Below are 14,032 nucleotides of genomic sequence, written 5' to 3' on the forward strand. Positions count from 1 at the left end.
CGAACAGATGAAGACTTTATCGCAAAACCGCTGCTTTGGCGGCACACAGGGCGTCTATAGCCATGCATCGGACGCCTGTGGTGTCGATATGACCTTTGGCCTGTTTGTGCCCGAAGAGGCCGCCCTCGGCCCTGTGCCGGTCTTGTGGTTCCTGTCGGGCCTGACCTGCACCCATGAAAACGCGATGATCAAGGCCGGGATGCAGGGCTGGGCCGCTGAACAGGGGATCGCTGTCGTGTTCCCCGACACATCGCCGCGCGGTGAAGGCGTTGCCAATGATGACGCCTTTGATCTGGGGCAGGGGGCGGGGTTCTATGTGAACGCGACCCAAGCCCCTTGGGCGCCGCATTTCCGGATGTGGGATTACATCAGCCGTGAATTGCCCGACCTGATCGGGGCCAATTTCGCGCTCGACATGGACCGCCAAGCGATCACTGGCCATTCGATGGGTGGGCATGGCGCACTGACGCTGGCGATGGGCCTGCCGGGGCGGTTCCGGTCGGTATCGGCCTTTGCGCCGATCTGCCATCCGACGCAGAGCGATTGGGGCCGCAAGCAATTCACCGCCTATCTGGGCGCGGACGAGAGTGCATGGGCCGCGCATGACGCCACGCTGCTGATGAAGGACAAAGGTTTCGATGGCCCCGTCCTGATCGACACCGGCACGGCGGACCAGTTTGGCGATCTTTTGGGCACCGAACATCTGGCCGCCGCCATGGCCGCGCGCCGGCAGGACGGGGTGTTGCGCCTGCAAAAAGGCTATGACCATTCCTATTTCTTCATCGCGACCTTCATGGAAGATCACGTCGATTTCCATGCGCAGGCGCTTTACGCATGATCTACATCGACGCCGATGCCTGTCCGGTCAAGGCAGAGGTGGAACGTGTCGGTACCCGACATGGGCTAAAAATGTTCGTCGTCTCGAACGGCGGCATCCGGCCTTCGGCCAATCCTTTGGTGCAAACCGTGGTGGTGCCGGATGGTCCTGATATCGCCGACATCTGGATCGCGGATCGCGCAACCAAGGGCGATGTGGTGATCACGGGCGACATCCCGCTTGCCGCGCGCTGCATCGCCAATGGCGCCTTGGTGCTGAAACATAACGGTGAGCCGCTGACGCAGGCCAATATCGGCAATGTGCTGGCGACGCGCGACCTGATGGCCGATATGCGCGCCGCCGACCCGTTTCGGCAAGGCGGCGGCAAACCGTTCAGCAAGGCCGACCGCGCGCGGTTTCTGGATGCGTTGGAACGGATGGTGCGCGCGGCGGCGCGCCCGTAAGCAAAGGAACAAAGATGGCAGATGTCCAAGCCGTGGTGTTCGATATCGGCAATGTGCTGATCGAATGGCAACCCGAACGGTTTTTCGACAGCGTGATCGGGCCGGACCGCCGCGCTGCGATGTTCGCCGCGATTGACCTGCACGGGATCAATGATGCCGTGGATCGCGGCAGCAATTTCCGCGACACGATCCATGCCGCCGCCGAGGCCAACCCCGACTGGCGCGCCGAGGTGCTGATGTGGCACGACCGCTGGATCGACATGGCCTCCCCCGCCATCGACCATTCGGTGCGCCTGCTGCGGGCGCTGCGCGCCAACGGCGTGCAGGTCTTTGCGCTGACCAATTTCGGCATCCAGACGTTCCAGATCGCCGAACCTGTCTATCCGTTCCTGTCCGAGTTCGACCGGCGCTATATTTCCGGCCATATGGCGGTGATCAAACCCGACCCCGAGATTTACGCGATGGTCGAAGACGATTGCGGGCTGGACCCTGCGACGCTGTTGTTTGCGGATGACCGGATCGACAATATCACCGCCGCCGCTGCGCGCGGTTGGCAGACCCATCTTTTCACCCATCCCCAAGGCTGGGCCGACCGATTGGTGGCCGCAGGTCTGTTGTCAGAAAGCCAAGCCCGATGACCGTGATGATCCCCTTTGCCGCGGCTGACGCCATGCTGGACTGGCTGGCCCTGACCGATGCTTTGGCCGCAGGCCATGACGGGCCAAAGGCTGATGTCGCCGATGTGTTCTTGTACGAAGGTCAAAATACCTTGCTCAACCGGTCCGCCTGGATCGCGGGGCTGGGGCTGGCGGTGAAATGCGCCACGATCTTTCCCGCCAACAAGGCGCTGGGCAAACCCGCGATCGGCGGGGCGGTGAACCTGTTTTCCGCGCAGGATGGCGCGCTGGAGGCGATCCTTGATTTCCATCTGGTGACCAAGTGGAAAACCGCCGGTGACAGCCTGCTGGCCGCACGTCTGCTGGCGCGGCCCGACAGCCGCAACATCCTGATCGTGGGGGCGGGCACCGTGGGGCAGTCGCTGCGGCAGGCCTATGCAGCGGCCTTTCCCGACGCGCGGTTCACCATCTGGAACCGGTCGGCCGAGGGGGCAGAGGTGTTCCGCCAAGCCTTTCGCGATGTCACGGTCGCGGGTGATCTTGAACAGGCGGTGCGCGGCGCGGATATCGTGACCTGTGCCACCATGTCCACCGCCCCGCTGATCATGGGCGATTGGCTGCAACCTGGCACCCATGTCGATCTGATCGGTGCCTACCGCCCCGACATGCGCGAGGTCGATGACGCGGCCCTGCAAAAGGCGCGGATCTTCGTGGACAGCCGCGACACCACGATCCACCATATCGGCGAACTGAAGATACCCATCGCAGCCGGGGCGATTGCGCCACACGATATCATCGCCGATTTCTATGCGCTGGATCACTTCAAGCGCCATAATCCCGACGAGATTACCCTGTTCAAGAATGGCGGTGGTGCGCACCTTGATCTGATGACCTGCCGTCATATTCTGGACGTCTGGCAAGCGCGCGGCTGATAGGATGCGGGCTGATGTGGTATCTGGCGATCTTTGTGCTGGCCCTTGCGGGCATTGCAGCGTTGCCTTGGTGGCTGGACCGGCGGCGCGCCCGGATCGGGCCAAAGGAACGGCAAAAGGCCAAGGGTGATTTCGCGATCCTGTCGCAGGGTGTGACCTGTTACCGCTGGCTGGGGCCTGCGCGCGGGCCTGTCGCGGTGCTGATCAACGGGATCGCAACGCCGTCCATTTGCATGGTTGATCTGGCCAAAGGGCTGGGCCGGCTGGGGTACCGTGTTTTGGTCTATGATCTCTATGGGCGGGGCCTGTCCGATGCACCGCGCGGGCGACAGGATGGCGCGTTTTTTCTGCGGCAATTGTCGGATCTGCTGGATCATCAGAACGTCGCCGAAGATGTGACACTGGTCGGTTACGACATGGGCGGTGCCATCGCCACGCTGTTCACCGCGCAACACCCGCACCGCGTAACGCGGCTGATGCTGTTTGCCAGCGCAGGGATCATCGGGTCCGAGGATCGTTTCACCCGTTTTTGCCGCCGCTGCCCTGTCATCGGTGATTGGGTACATGGCATATTCGCGCGCCGCCGCTTGCTTGCGGCGATCCCGGCGGATGGGTCGAACCTGACGCTGAATATCCTGCAGGCCGCGCAACGCGCCCAATTGGATCGCAGTGGCTATCTGCGCGCGATCCTGTCCAGCAGGCGGGGCATCCTGTCCGAACGGCTGGAACAAGAACATCGCAAGATCGCAGGTCTGGCATTGCCCGTGGTCGCGATCTGGGCCGAGAAGGACGAGGTCATTGCGCTGTCTGCCTTGGGGCGGTTGGCCCAATGGAACCGCAACGCGCGCCAAGAGGTGGTGCCGAGCGCGGGCCATGCCATGCCCTACAGCCACCCGATCGGAGCGATCAAGGCGCTGCGGACCGCCCTGCGCGGCTGAGGCTGACGGCGGTCCTTTTCAAGGCTGGATGGTCACGCTATGCAACGCACATGACACTACATCAGGCATATGAAACCGCCGTCGCCGCGGGCAAGCTGACGCCCGATCCGGCGCAGGTCGCGGCCCTGCCGGAATTGGAACGGATCAGGGCGGCGCTAGCCGCCCCCGTCAAATCGGGCTTTTTGCGCAAAGCTCCGCCGCCGGTGCAGGGGCTTTATCTGTGGGGCGGGGTCGGGCGTGGCAAATCCATGCTGATGGACATGCTGTTTGCCGCCGTGGACGCGCCCAAGGAACGCCGCCATTTCCATGCCTTCATGCAATGGGTCCATGCCGAAATTGCCCTTGCGCGCAAGGACGGCGTCGATGACGCGATCCGGCCTGTTGCTGCGAAATTGGCCGGGCGCGTGCGGTTTTTGGCCTTTGACGAAATGCAGATCAGCGACATCACCGATGCGATGATCGTGGGGCGGCTGTTTACCGCGCTGATGGCGGCGGGTGTCGTGGTGGTGACGACATCGAACCGCCCGCCGGATGACCTGTATCTGCATGGGCTGAACCGGCAGCTTTTCCTGCCGTTCATCGCGCTTCTCAAGGACCGGATGGTCGTGCATGAACTGGCCAGTGCGACCGATTACCGGCAGGACCGGCTGGCCGGCAGCCCCAGCTATTTCACCCCGATTGATGCCGCGTCCCGTACCGCGATCAACGCCATCTGGAATGATTTCAGCCAGGGCCAGTCCGAGGCGCTGGTGCTACATGTGAACGGACGGCAGGTCACGCTGCCGTGGTTTCACAACGGGGTCGCGCGGGCGACATTCTATGATCTTTGTGGCCGCCCGCTTGGCCCTGCGGATTACCTGACGCTGGCGGATGCCGTGCGTGTCCTGATCCTCGAGGATATCCCCGCGTTGTCGCGCAGCAATTTCAACGAGGCGAAACGCTTTGTCACGCTGATCGACGCGCTTTACGAGGCGAAGGTGCAGCTGATCTGTTCCGCCGCCGCCGGCCCCGAGATGCTGTATCTTGAAGGCGAAGGCACGTTCGAATTCGCCCGTACCGCCAGCCGCTTGCGCGAAATGCAATCGGCGGGATGGGGGCAGGCGGCAGGATAGAAACTTTCGGGCCTCCGGCGGGGATATTTCCACTCCAACGATAAAAGGACCAAACCCCCATCGTTCGAGCCCAAATATCCCCGCCGGAGGCCTCGAAGTTTTTCCGCGCGGCCCGCGCGGATCAGAACCGTTCGGCGCGCAGCACATGCGCGTCTGTCACGCTGACGACGCCGATATGTTTTTTGACCACCGCAAAGATCGCATCCAGCAGCCCGTCCAGCCGGTCTGGCTTGATCAGGCAAACCACAGTGACCATGCCCGCGCGCCCGATCTGTCCGTCGCGCGACCATTGGCCTGACCGTCCTGAGCCACCGAGCACCGGCAGCACGGTATAACCGGTGACACCCGCCGCGGTCAGCGCTTCGGTCAGGCGGCGTTCCAGCGGGGCTTCGATGACGATTTCGACACGTTTGGCGATGTGGGTCTGCATGTCAGGCTCCGGTCACGGCTTGGGCGATGGCAAGATAAAGCGGGATGCCCAGCGTCAGGTTGAAAGGGAAAGTCACGCCCAGCGAGAGGGTCAGGTAAATCGCCGGATTGGCCTCTGGCAAGGCGACGCGCATCGCGGCGGGTACGGCAATATAGCTGGCCGAGGCACAGAGCACCATCATCAGCACGACACCACCCAGCGACAGCCCGATCAGCGTGCCGACGCTAAGGCCGATCATCGCACTGACCAGCGGCATCGCGATGGCGAAACCGACAGCACCGAGGCCCAGCACCCCGCGCGACTGGCGCAATCCACGCCCCGCGATCAGCCCCATATCCAGCAGGAACAGGCACAAAACGCCTTTGAACGGCGCGTCGATAAAGGCGCTGATTTCGGCAAAGCCCTTTTCGCCGGTGATGGCACCGATAAAGAACGCCCCCACCAGCAGCACGATCGACCCGTTCAGCAGTAATTCGCGGATCAGCCCGGGTTCCATCCGTGCGTCGCCACCGCTGCGCGCTACAAGCCAGAGTGCGGACAGGATGGCGGGGGCTTCCATCACGGCGGCGACCGCGACCATATAGCCTTCGGGGGAAATCATCCGCCCTTCCAGCACCGATGTGGCTGCAACGAAGGTCACGATACTGATCGAGCCGTAATGGGCCGCGACCGCCGCGGCATCCACCGCCGACAGCCCCGTCATCACCCGCAGCAACGCAAAGGCCAGCAGCGGCAGCGCAAAAGACAGCACAAGCCCGGCCAGCAGCGCCAGCACGAGTGTCTGGTCGATGCCATGCGCGCTGACCGCGACCCCGCCCTTGAACCCGATTGCGAACAGCAGATAGATCGACATGCCCTTGGCCACCGCTTCGGGGATGGTCAGATCAGACCGCGCCAAGGCTGCCAAAAGCCCCAGCGCAAAGCTCAGGATGATCGGCGAGATCAGGTTCGCGCCGGCAAGGGACAAGATTTCAGTCATATCAGGCTTTCACAATGGGACAAAGCAATCGTCAATCGGGTCATAGATTTCCAGCAGGCCTTCGCCGATGTTTTTCCACAGCCCATGCAGGCTGATGCTGCCATCAAGAACGGCGCTGCGGATGAAGGGAAAGGTCATCAGGTTTTGCAAGGAAACGAGGATGGATGCCTTTTCCAGCGCCTCTTTGCGGCTGGAATCATCGCCCGGCGGTAACCCGTCATAGGCGGGGCGCATGATGTCGAGCCAGCGGCCGACAAAGCTTGTCTTTTCGTTCAGGTCGGGGGCATGTCCGGCGCACATGTTATAGCAGCCTTCGACGCCACCGCAGCCCGAATGGCCGAGCACGATCAGATGCTGCACCTTCAACGTGCATACCCCGTATTCCACCGCCGCCGATGTGCCGTGATGCAGCCCATCGGGTTCATATTGCGGGATCAGATTGGCGATATTGCGATGAATGAACAATTCGCCAAGGTCGGCGCCAAAGATGGATGTGGCATGCACGCGGCTATCGCAGCAGGACACGATCATGACCCTTGGTTGTTGTCCCTGCGCCGCAAGCTCACCGTAAGTGGTTTTATTGCTCTCGAAAACGGTCGCTTTCCAGCCGTTATACCGGTCGACCAGATAGGCCGGAAGCGGGTGGACATAGTGCATGCATCAATCCTTGCGATCTGTGGACGGAATACGTCGCATTTTCCTGAATTTCGAGCGATTTTTACTTTTTCCGTCAACCTTCTGGGAACTTCGGCATCGTAAGGCTTGGGTCATGGACAAGACAATGCAATTCCACATGGCCAGACCCCGCCCCGCCGGCGAGGTTGTTTTCCTGCGTCAGCATGGTGGCGCGCGGCGCGATCCAGACCTGCTGGCGCAGGTGTTGGCGGGTCATCCCCAGCGCGCGGCTGAAGACATGCTGTGCGATATTCTGGAAGGGATGGCCAATTGGCTGGACCGGTTGCAGCAGGGGCTGGCAGCAGGCGCATATGCGGCCATGGGTAAACCCGCAGCCCGTATCGCGCTGGTGGCGGGGCAGATCGGGTTGACCGATGTTGCTGTTGCCGCTGATCATCTGGCGCAGGCGGCGGTCGTGGGTGACCCTCACGCGCTTGCCGCGATTCTGGGACGGTTGGAACGTGCCTTTGACGTTGCCGTGACCGAACTGTGGGATTTCCGCGATCTGTGATACCCGATGGCGCTTGCAGCCTGCATGGCGGCGGTTACTCTGGCAAGTAACTGACCTGACTGGATGACCCATGCCCCTTGCCTTTGCCACTGCCGACACTGCCGCGATTCCCGTTCATGTTCTGCAAGCAGACCAGGCCCCCGGATTTATTGCAGCCTTGCCCGACCCTGCGCAGGCCTGGGCGGGGCATCAAGGGTTCACGGGCGCGCTGGGGCAGGTTCTGATTCTGCCCGATGCGCAGGGTGGCATTGCGCAGGTGCTGGTCGGTTATGGCACGGCGCAGGCCCGCGCACGCGGGCGGTTTCATCTGGGCGCCGTCGCGCGGCAATTGCCCAAGGGCGTCTATCGCATCGCATCCGGCCTGACCGGTCTTGATCTGGAAGAGGCGGCGCTTGCATGGGTGCTGGCGGGCTATCAATTCGTCCGCTACCGCAAACCGGCCGAGCCGATCGCGGGGCTGGTCGCCCCCGACGGGATCGATGCCGCACGGGTCCAGATCATCGCGCAGGCCGAGGCGCTGACGCGCGATCTGATCAACACGCCCGCCTCTGACATGGGGCCGCAAGAGCTGGAAACGGCGGCCCGTGCGCTGGCTGATGCGCATGGCGCCGCGATCACCGTCACCACAGGTGATGATCTGATCGCGGGGTTCCCGCTGATCCATGCGGTCGGTCGCGCCAGCCCGCGCGCGCCGCGCCTGATCGACATGCGTTGGGGTGATACCGGGCCAACCCTGACGCTGGTGGGCAAGGGCGTATGTTTCGACACCGGTGGGCTGAATATCAAGCCCGGTGCCTCCATGGGACTGATGAAAAAGGATATGGGCGGTGCCGCCACCGTGCTGGGGCTGGCGCAGATGATCATGGCGCTGGGCATCAGGCTGCGGTTGCGGGTGCTTATTCCGGCGGTGGAAAACAGCATCGCGGGCAATGCGTTCCGCCCGCAGGATATTCTGACCTCGCGCAAGGGGCTGACGGTCGAAATCAACAACACCGATGCCGAAGGGCGGTTGGTGCTGGCCGATGCGCTGGCGCTGGCGGATGAGGAAACGCCCGATCTGGTGATTTCCATGGCGACCCTGACGGGCGCGGCGCGGGTTGCGGTGGGGCCGGACCTGTCGCCGTTCTTTACCGACAGTGACGATCATGCCGCCGCCATCACAAGCGCCGCGCGGCAGGTGGCCGACCCTGTCTGGCGGATGCCGTTTCATGACCCTTACGAGGCGCTGATCGAACCCGGCATTGCCGATCTGGACAACGCGCCGGGCGGTGGCATGGCGGGCAGCATCACCGCGGCGCTGTTCCTGCGGCGCTTCGTGCAAAGCCCCTATGTGCATTTCGACATCTATGGCTGGCAGCCATCCGCGGCCCCGTCACGCCCCAAAGGCGGCGTCGGCATGGGCGCGCGTGCGCTGCTGGCGGCCTTGCCAAGCCTTCTGAAACTGTGACCGACCGCCGCCTGACGCCTGCGAATGGCCGTGTTGCCGCCTTGCATCTGGCAGGGCAGGTCACGGCGGACCGCTATCTGGCAGGGCAGCCGATGATGCTGGCCCGTCCGGTCAGTGACCTGTGCGCCGCACCTGCGCAGGCGCGAGACAGGCAATTGCTGCTGGGTGCCGTTGTCACGGTGTTCGAGGATCGGGATGGCTGGTCCTTTGTGCAGGCGGTGGATGGCTATGTTGGCTATGTCGCCTCGGACCGGCTGGGCGCGGTGCAAGAGGCGACTCATATGGTCGGGACCATGGCGACCCATGCCTATCTGGCCGAGGATATGAAATCGCGCGATGTCATGGCGCTGCCGTTCGGGGCGCGTGTCACCGTGCTGGACGAGAGGGCCAAGTTTTTCGAAACAACGCTGGGCTATATCCCGAAAAAGCACCTGCGCCCGCTGGACCGGCCTTTCACCGATCCGGCCACCGTCGCGCAGTTGCATTTCGGCGTGCCTTATCTGTGGGGCGGCAATTCCACGCGCGGGATCGATTGTTCGGGGCTGGTGGCGGCAGCATTCGGGGCCTGCGCCATCCTCTGTCCGGCGGACAGTGATCTGCAATGCGCGGGGCTGGGGGCTGATTTCAACGGCGCGGCGCGGCGGGGCGATCTGATTTTCTGGCAGGGCCATGTGGCGATGATGGTGGATGATGCGACGCTGATCCATGCCAATGCGCATCACATGGCGACCGCCTATGAACCGCTGGAGGCTGCGCGCCTGCGCATCGCCGCACAGGGCGGCGGGCCGGTCACCGCGCGCCGCCGGATTTAGTGCAGACAGGTTGCCTGATCGGGCCGCTGCACCAGCATCTGCCGGATCCGCAGGCCGAAATCTGCTGCCACCGCCGTCAGTTGCGGGGCCAGATCGGCGCGTACCATCAGCATTGCCAGCCAAAGCGCGTCTTCGCGGTCACCACTGGCTGCATTGGCCACGAAGCGCGCGAAATTTGCTTCGTCCGGATGCAGGCAGGCGGAATTCAGCGCGTGATGGTGCAAGGGCCGACGGCGGTGCAGGGCCAGCAGATCGACCATCGCGGCAAAAGCCTTGGTCGTCAGGTCGGCGCGGGATTTGCCCAGACCATTGGTCAGATCGCTGCGCATGGCGCAACGCCCCTGTGGCCCCGCGCACCAAAGCCGCAGATAGATCACGACGCAGGCTTCCAGATCATCAAGCTGGGACAGACGAAACGCCGCCTGACTGCCAAGCGCCGGGTCATGAACGGTCATTTCGTCAAGATCAGCTTGCCCGCGCGGGTGATTCGCAAAGTGTAGGTCTGATCGCCCAACACGATATGGGCCTGATCGCCGCCTTCGGTCAGACGGGATGCTTCATGTGCCGGAAGCACGCGGCTCGCCGATGTTGCCGACGTTGGAAGTGTGTGAACTGTCATTTGCCATGAACCTTTCAAAGATTTGATCGGGCTTGCTTGCACGGGGAACAGGCTGGCTGGACACGGCATCATCATCCCGCTGGCGCAGCGAAATGTCAACCTGAGTTTTTTAGTCAGGTATAAATTATTTCTCGATCAGCCGGATCAGCTTGCGTTCGAGAACCTGCAATACGGATTTGAGATCGTTGCCGCGCTTGAGCACCTGCCCATCCATGCCGACAACGGCATATTGCCCCTGCCGCAGCCGCAGGCGGGGATTTTTTTCGATTCGGTAAAGCGGGTTTTCCGCCGTGCGCCGGAAGATCGAAAAAACCGCCATATCGCGCAGGTTGGAAATGCCATAGTCGCGCCATTCGCCCGCCGCGACCATGCGGCCGTAAAGCCCCAGGATCAGCGCCAGTTCGGTACGGTGAAAAGCGACCTGCGCGGGCGCGTCAAACGGGGAAGGGGTCTGGATAGTCATTATGAATGGTCGCGCCACCTGCCCGTGAAATCAAGCCCCATTGAAATCCATCTATCCATGGCGCGCGGCCTTTGTTCCGCCGCAATATTAACGCTGCAATGCCCATCGCGCAGCCAAATTGGAACACACAGGTTGGCAATAGTTAACACATAGCGAAATGCTACCTCGATGCTGCGGCCCAAAGCCCCCACCCAAACCGCGGCATCGAGGACTTTCGTTTTCCCTAGCCGCAGCTGACATCCGCAATCATGTCCTGATCGCTGATCTTGAAATTGATCCGGCCAGCGCGGTAATCCATCGTGACCATCGTCCAGGGCCGGATAACACGGACCTCTTGCATGATCAGGACTCGTTCCAGCGCGGTGGCGGGCTGGCCGACTAGATAGGTGTATGCGTCCACACCGCAGGTATCGGGAAACGACGGGGCGGCGGGCGGGTCCTGCGTGCTGGCGCAGGCGGCAAGAAACAGCAAAGGGATCAGATGGCGCATAACCCCAGCTTTTCCACGATCAGCGGCTTTGGCAAGTGCGTGGTTGAAATCCGTGCCGGTTTCGCAGATCAACGCCCTATCGCAGCAAGGAGAGTTTGACATGCGCACAAGAGCAGCAGTGGCAATGGCGGCAGGGCAGCCGTTGCAGGTGATGGAAGTCAATCTGGACGGCCCTCGTGCCGGCGAGGTTCTGGTCGAAATCAAGGCGACGGGCATCTGCCACACCGATGAATTCACGCGCTCCGGTGCCGATCCCGAAGGCCTGTTTCCTGCCATCCTTGGCCATGAAGGCGCGGGCGTTGTGATCGAGGTTGGTGAAGGTGTCACATCCTTGCAGCCCGGTGATCATGTGATCCCGCTATACACGCCCGAATGCCGCGAATGCGAATATTGCCTGAACCCTAAAACCAACCTGTGCCAGAAAATCCGCAGCACCCAAGGGGCGGGTGTCATGCCTGATGGGACCAGCCGGTTTTCGATGCTCGATGGTACGCCGATTTTGCATTACATGGGCTGTTCGACCTTTGCCAATCACACCGTCCTGCCGGAAATCGCGCTGGCCAAGGTCCGCAAGGATGCGCCTTTCGACAAGATCTGCTATATTGGCTGCGGTGTCACCACTGGTATCGGCGCTGTCATCAACACCGCCAAGGTCGAGATCGGCAGCCGCGCGATTGTCTTTGGTCTGGGCGGGATCGGGCTGAACGTGATCCAGGGCCTGCGGCTTGCCGGGGCTGATCAGATCGTCGGCGTGGACCTGAACGACAGCAAGTTTGATATGGCCACCCGTTTCGGCATGACCGATTTCGTGAACCCGTCGAAAGTGTCGGGCGATCTGGTCGCGCATCTCGTCGCCTTGACCAAGGGCGGGGCCGATTACACATTCGATGCGACTGGCAATGTCGGCGTAATGCGCACCGCACTGGAATCCGCGCACAAAGGTTGGGGCGAAAGCATCATCATCGGCGTGGCCCCTTCTGGTGCCGAAATCTCGACCCGGCCGTTCCAGCTGGTGACCGGCCGTAGCTGGCGCGGCACTGCATTTGGTGGCGCGCGTGGCCGCACCGATGTGCCAAAGATCGTCGATTGGTATATGCAGGGCAAGATCGAGATCGACCCGATGATCACCCACAAGCTGAAGCTTGAGGATATCAACAAAGGCTTCGATCTGATGCATGAAGGCAAAAGCATCCGCGCGGTTGTCGAATTTTAAGCCGCGGTAAAACCACAGAAAGGGCAGACATGGCCAAGGATCGTATGTTGTTGGCCGTGTTGATCGACGCGGACAATATCCCCGCCAAATACGCAGGCCCGATCCTGCGCGAGGTCACGACCTATGGCGAGCCGGCCCTGCGCCGCGTCTATGGCGACTGGTCCAGCCCGGCCTTGGGCGGCTGGAAAAAGGAAGTCGTCGACCTGGGGCTGGTCGCCAATCAGGAGACTGCCAATACCCGTGGCAAGAATGCCAGCGACATCGGGCTGGTGATCGACGCGATGGATATCCTGCATTCGGGGCGGTTCGACGGGTTCGTTCTGGTCAGTTCGGACAGTGATTTCACTGCCCTTGCCAACCGGCTGCGCGAAAACGGCGTTGTCGTGATCGGCATCGGCGAAGGCAAGGCACCCGTCAGCCTGCGCAATGTCTGTAACCGGTTTATCCTGATCGAAAACCTTGTGGATCAGGAAAAGGAACAGCCCGTTGCGGCAAAAGGCGATATTGCCAAACCCGCACCCTCGGGCGCGCCGTTGCGTAATCCGCCTTCGGCCGCGATTCCGATGGTGATCAAGGCGATGGACAGCATCGACGCCGAAGGCGAATGGTATTCGCTGGGCCAGTTGGGCCAGTATATCACCCGTGCTGCCCCCGATTTCGACCCGCGCACCTATGGCAGCGCGAAACTGTCGGATCTTTTGGTCAAATCGGGCCGGTTCGAGGTGCGCAAAGGCCAGGGCAACCACCTTGAGGCCCGCAGGCTGGATTAGGGTTTCACCCCGTAACGGGCCATGAACATTTCCACTGCGCCATTGATCACGCGGTCCTTTTCGGCGCGGGTAAAGCTGTCGGACATGCTGAAGACCATCCGCGGGAACAGGTCCGCCTTGCACAGTTCATGGAACTGGTCAGCGGCCAGCAGCACGTCATCAATCCGCAATTCGCCACGCTCCATCGCAATGCGAAAGAAATCCACCATGCGCGCGCGGATCAGCATCGGGGCGCATTCATAGAATTCACGCGCCAGTTCAGGGAACCGCCCGCTTTCGGCAACGCAGATGCGAAACACGCGGGTGCCGAATTCAGAGGTAATGAAATCGACCATCTCGGTTGCGATCGTGCGCAACACCACTGTCGCGGGCGCGTTGAAATCAATGGTTTCGATCACATTCTTGGTCTGGCGGTGGCAGGCCATTTTCGCGACCTGCATGAACAGCAGCTTCTTGTCCGGAAAATAGCTGTACAGCGTCGCCTTGGACACGCCTGCCGCACGTGCGATGTCGTCAACCGACGCGCCCTCATATCCGTCTGACATGAATACTTGGCGCGCACCGTCCAGAACCTGATCGAGTTTGCGGCCCTTTTTCGGCTCTGGCGCACCATCTGGCATCATAGTCTCCTCTTGGATTTTACCATAAACTGATCAGTTTACTTCGGGCAAGACGATAACGGTCGCTGTCTGTCCCTAAGGCTGTCTGGGCCTATCCAAGGGCAACGCGCAGATCTCGATCAC

The 14,032-nt window shown here is 61.8% G+C and carries 19 protein-coding genes; 11 read left to right on the top strand and 8 right to left on the bottom strand.

Annotation, left to right across the window (positions count from 1 at the left end; genetic code table 11):
- Nucleotides 1–7 precede the first annotated feature (7 nt).
- Genes fghA through zapE form a run of 6 tightly spaced genes read left to right on the top strand, consistent with a single transcriptional unit; the run spans nt 8 to nt 4,880 of the window.
- Nucleotides 8–838: an S-formylglutathione hydrolase gene (gene fghA / locus SKA53_RS13635; protein WP_007206753.1), complete on the top strand. Its 831-nt coding sequence runs from the start codon at nt 8–10 to the stop codon at nt 836–838.
- Nucleotides 835–1,281 carry a YaiI/YqxD family protein gene (locus SKA53_RS13640; RefSeq protein ID WP_007206754.1) on the top strand — a complete coding sequence of 149 codons (447 nt, stop codon included), beginning with the start codon at nt 835–837 and terminating at the stop codon, nt 1,279–1,281. Before fghA ends, SKA53_RS13640 begins: the two co-directional genes overlap by 4 nt.
- 14 nt (nt 1,282–1,295) lie before the next feature.
- Nucleotides 1,296–1,919, top strand: a complete 624-nt coding sequence (locus SKA53_RS13645) for an HAD family hydrolase (protein WP_007206755.1) — start codon at nt 1,296–1,298, stop codon at nt 1,917–1,919.
- Nucleotides 1,916–2,830, top strand: a complete 915-nt coding sequence (locus SKA53_RS13650; RefSeq protein ID WP_007206756.1) for an ornithine cyclodeaminase family protein — start codon at nt 1,916–1,918, stop codon at nt 2,828–2,830. Before SKA53_RS13645 ends, SKA53_RS13650 begins: the two co-directional genes overlap by 4 nt.
- Nucleotides 2,831–2,844: 14 nt before the next feature.
- Nucleotides 2,845–3,768, top strand: a complete 924-nt coding sequence (locus SKA53_RS13655; RefSeq protein ID WP_007206757.1) for an alpha/beta fold hydrolase — start codon at nt 2,845–2,847, stop codon at nt 3,766–3,768.
- A 50-nt stretch (nt 3,769–3,818) separates the two neighbouring features.
- A complete protein-coding gene (gene zapE / locus SKA53_RS13660) occupies nt 3,819–4,880 on the top strand; it encodes a cell division protein ZapE (RefSeq protein WP_007206758.1) in 1,062 nt (353 codons plus the stop codon).
- Nucleotides 4,881–5,001: 121 nt separating this feature from the next.
- Here zapE and SKA53_RS13665 read toward each other — a convergent pair whose 3' ends face one another.
- Genes SKA53_RS13665 through SKA53_RS13675 form a run of 3 tightly spaced genes read right to left on the bottom strand, consistent with a single transcriptional unit; the run spans nt 5,002 to nt 6,946 of the window.
- Entirely contained in the window at nt 5,002–5,310 is a 309-nt protein-coding gene (locus tag SKA53_RS13665) for a P-II family nitrogen regulator (protein WP_007206759.1), read from the bottom strand.
- Nucleotide 5,311: 1 nt separating this feature from the next.
- Nucleotides 5,312–6,289, bottom strand: a complete 978-nt coding sequence (locus SKA53_RS13670; RefSeq protein WP_007206760.1) for a sodium-dependent bicarbonate transport family permease — start codon at nt 6,287–6,289, stop codon at nt 5,312–5,314.
- A 9-nt stretch (nt 6,290–6,298) separates the two neighbouring features.
- Nucleotides 6,299–6,946, bottom strand: a complete 648-nt coding sequence (locus SKA53_RS13675) for a carbonic anhydrase (RefSeq protein ID WP_007206761.1) — start codon at nt 6,944–6,946, stop codon at nt 6,299–6,301.
- A gap of 112 nt (nt 6,947–7,058) precedes the next feature.
- Here SKA53_RS13675 and SKA53_RS13680 point away from each other — a divergent pair, with 112 nt between their 5' ends.
- The 3 genes from SKA53_RS13680 (at nt 7,059) to SKA53_RS13690 (ending at nt 9,734) form a co-directional block, all read left to right on the top strand.
- Entirely contained in the window at nt 7,059–7,475 is a 417-nt protein-coding gene (locus tag SKA53_RS13680) for a hypothetical protein (RefSeq protein WP_131494601.1), read from the top strand.
- 70 nt (nt 7,476–7,545) lie between these two features.
- Nucleotides 7,546–8,922, top strand: coding sequence for a leucyl aminopeptidase family protein (locus SKA53_RS13685; protein WP_007206762.1), 1,377 nt, complete (start codon nt 7,546–7,548; stop codon nt 8,920–8,922).
- Nucleotides 8,919–9,734 (top strand): C40 family peptidase, encoded by an 816-nt coding sequence (locus SKA53_RS13690; RefSeq protein ID WP_007206763.1) that lies wholly within the window; start codon nt 8,919–8,921, stop codon nt 9,732–9,734. Before SKA53_RS13685 ends, SKA53_RS13690 begins: the two co-directional genes overlap by 4 nt.
- Here the strand turns inward: SKA53_RS13690 and SKA53_RS13695 are convergent.
- The 4 genes from SKA53_RS13695 to SKA53_RS13710 form a co-directional block, all read right to left on the bottom strand.
- Nucleotides 9,731–10,189, bottom strand: coding sequence for a hypothetical protein (locus SKA53_RS13695; protein WP_007206764.1), 459 nt, complete (start codon nt 10,187–10,189; stop codon nt 9,731–9,733). The genes SKA53_RS13690 and SKA53_RS13695 overlap by 4 nt on opposite strands.
- Entirely contained in the window at nt 10,186–10,353 is a 168-nt protein-coding gene (hemP, locus tag SKA53_RS13700) for a hemin uptake protein HemP (RefSeq protein ID WP_081440159.1), read from the bottom strand. The genes SKA53_RS13695 and hemP overlap by 4 nt, the downstream gene beginning before the upstream one ends.
- A gap of 124 nt (nt 10,354–10,477) precedes the next feature.
- Nucleotides 10,478–10,816: a DUF2794 domain-containing protein gene (locus SKA53_RS13705; protein WP_007206766.1), complete on the bottom strand. Its 339-nt coding sequence runs from the start codon at nt 10,814–10,816 to the stop codon at nt 10,478–10,480.
- 223 nt (nt 10,817–11,039) lie between these two features.
- Nucleotides 11,040–11,306: an I78 family peptidase inhibitor gene (locus SKA53_RS13710; protein ID WP_040483002.1), complete on the bottom strand. Its 267-nt coding sequence runs from the start codon at nt 11,304–11,306 to the stop codon at nt 11,040–11,042.
- A gap of 100 nt (nt 11,307–11,406) precedes the next feature.
- On the opposite strand from SKA53_RS13710, the gene SKA53_RS13715 reads away from it, so the two are divergent.
- Together SKA53_RS13715 and SKA53_RS13720 are read left to right on the top strand one after the other, a co-directional pair.
- Nucleotides 11,407–12,519 (top strand): S-(hydroxymethyl)glutathione dehydrogenase/class III alcohol dehydrogenase, encoded by a 1,113-nt coding sequence (locus tag SKA53_RS13715; protein ID WP_040483003.1) that lies wholly within the window; start codon nt 11,407–11,409, stop codon nt 12,517–12,519.
- Nucleotides 12,520–12,548: 29 nt separating this feature from the next.
- Nucleotides 12,549–13,289, top strand: coding sequence for an NYN domain-containing protein (locus SKA53_RS13720; RefSeq protein WP_007206769.1), 741 nt, complete (start codon nt 12,549–12,551; stop codon nt 13,287–13,289).
- Here the strand turns inward: SKA53_RS13720 and SKA53_RS13725 are convergent.
- Nucleotides 13,286–13,909, bottom strand: a complete 624-nt coding sequence (locus SKA53_RS13725; protein ID WP_040483321.1) for a TetR/AcrR family transcriptional regulator — start codon at nt 13,907–13,909, stop codon at nt 13,286–13,288. The two genes, SKA53_RS13720 and SKA53_RS13725, sit on opposite strands and share 4 nt — an antisense overlap.
- Nucleotides 13,910–14,032 lie beyond the last annotated feature (123 nt).

The sequence above is a fragment of the Yoonia vestfoldensis SKA53 genome (genome assembly GCF_000152785.1).
Classification (GTDB): domain Bacteria; phylum Pseudomonadota; class Alphaproteobacteria; order Rhodobacterales; family Rhodobacteraceae; genus Yoonia; species Yoonia vestfoldensis_A.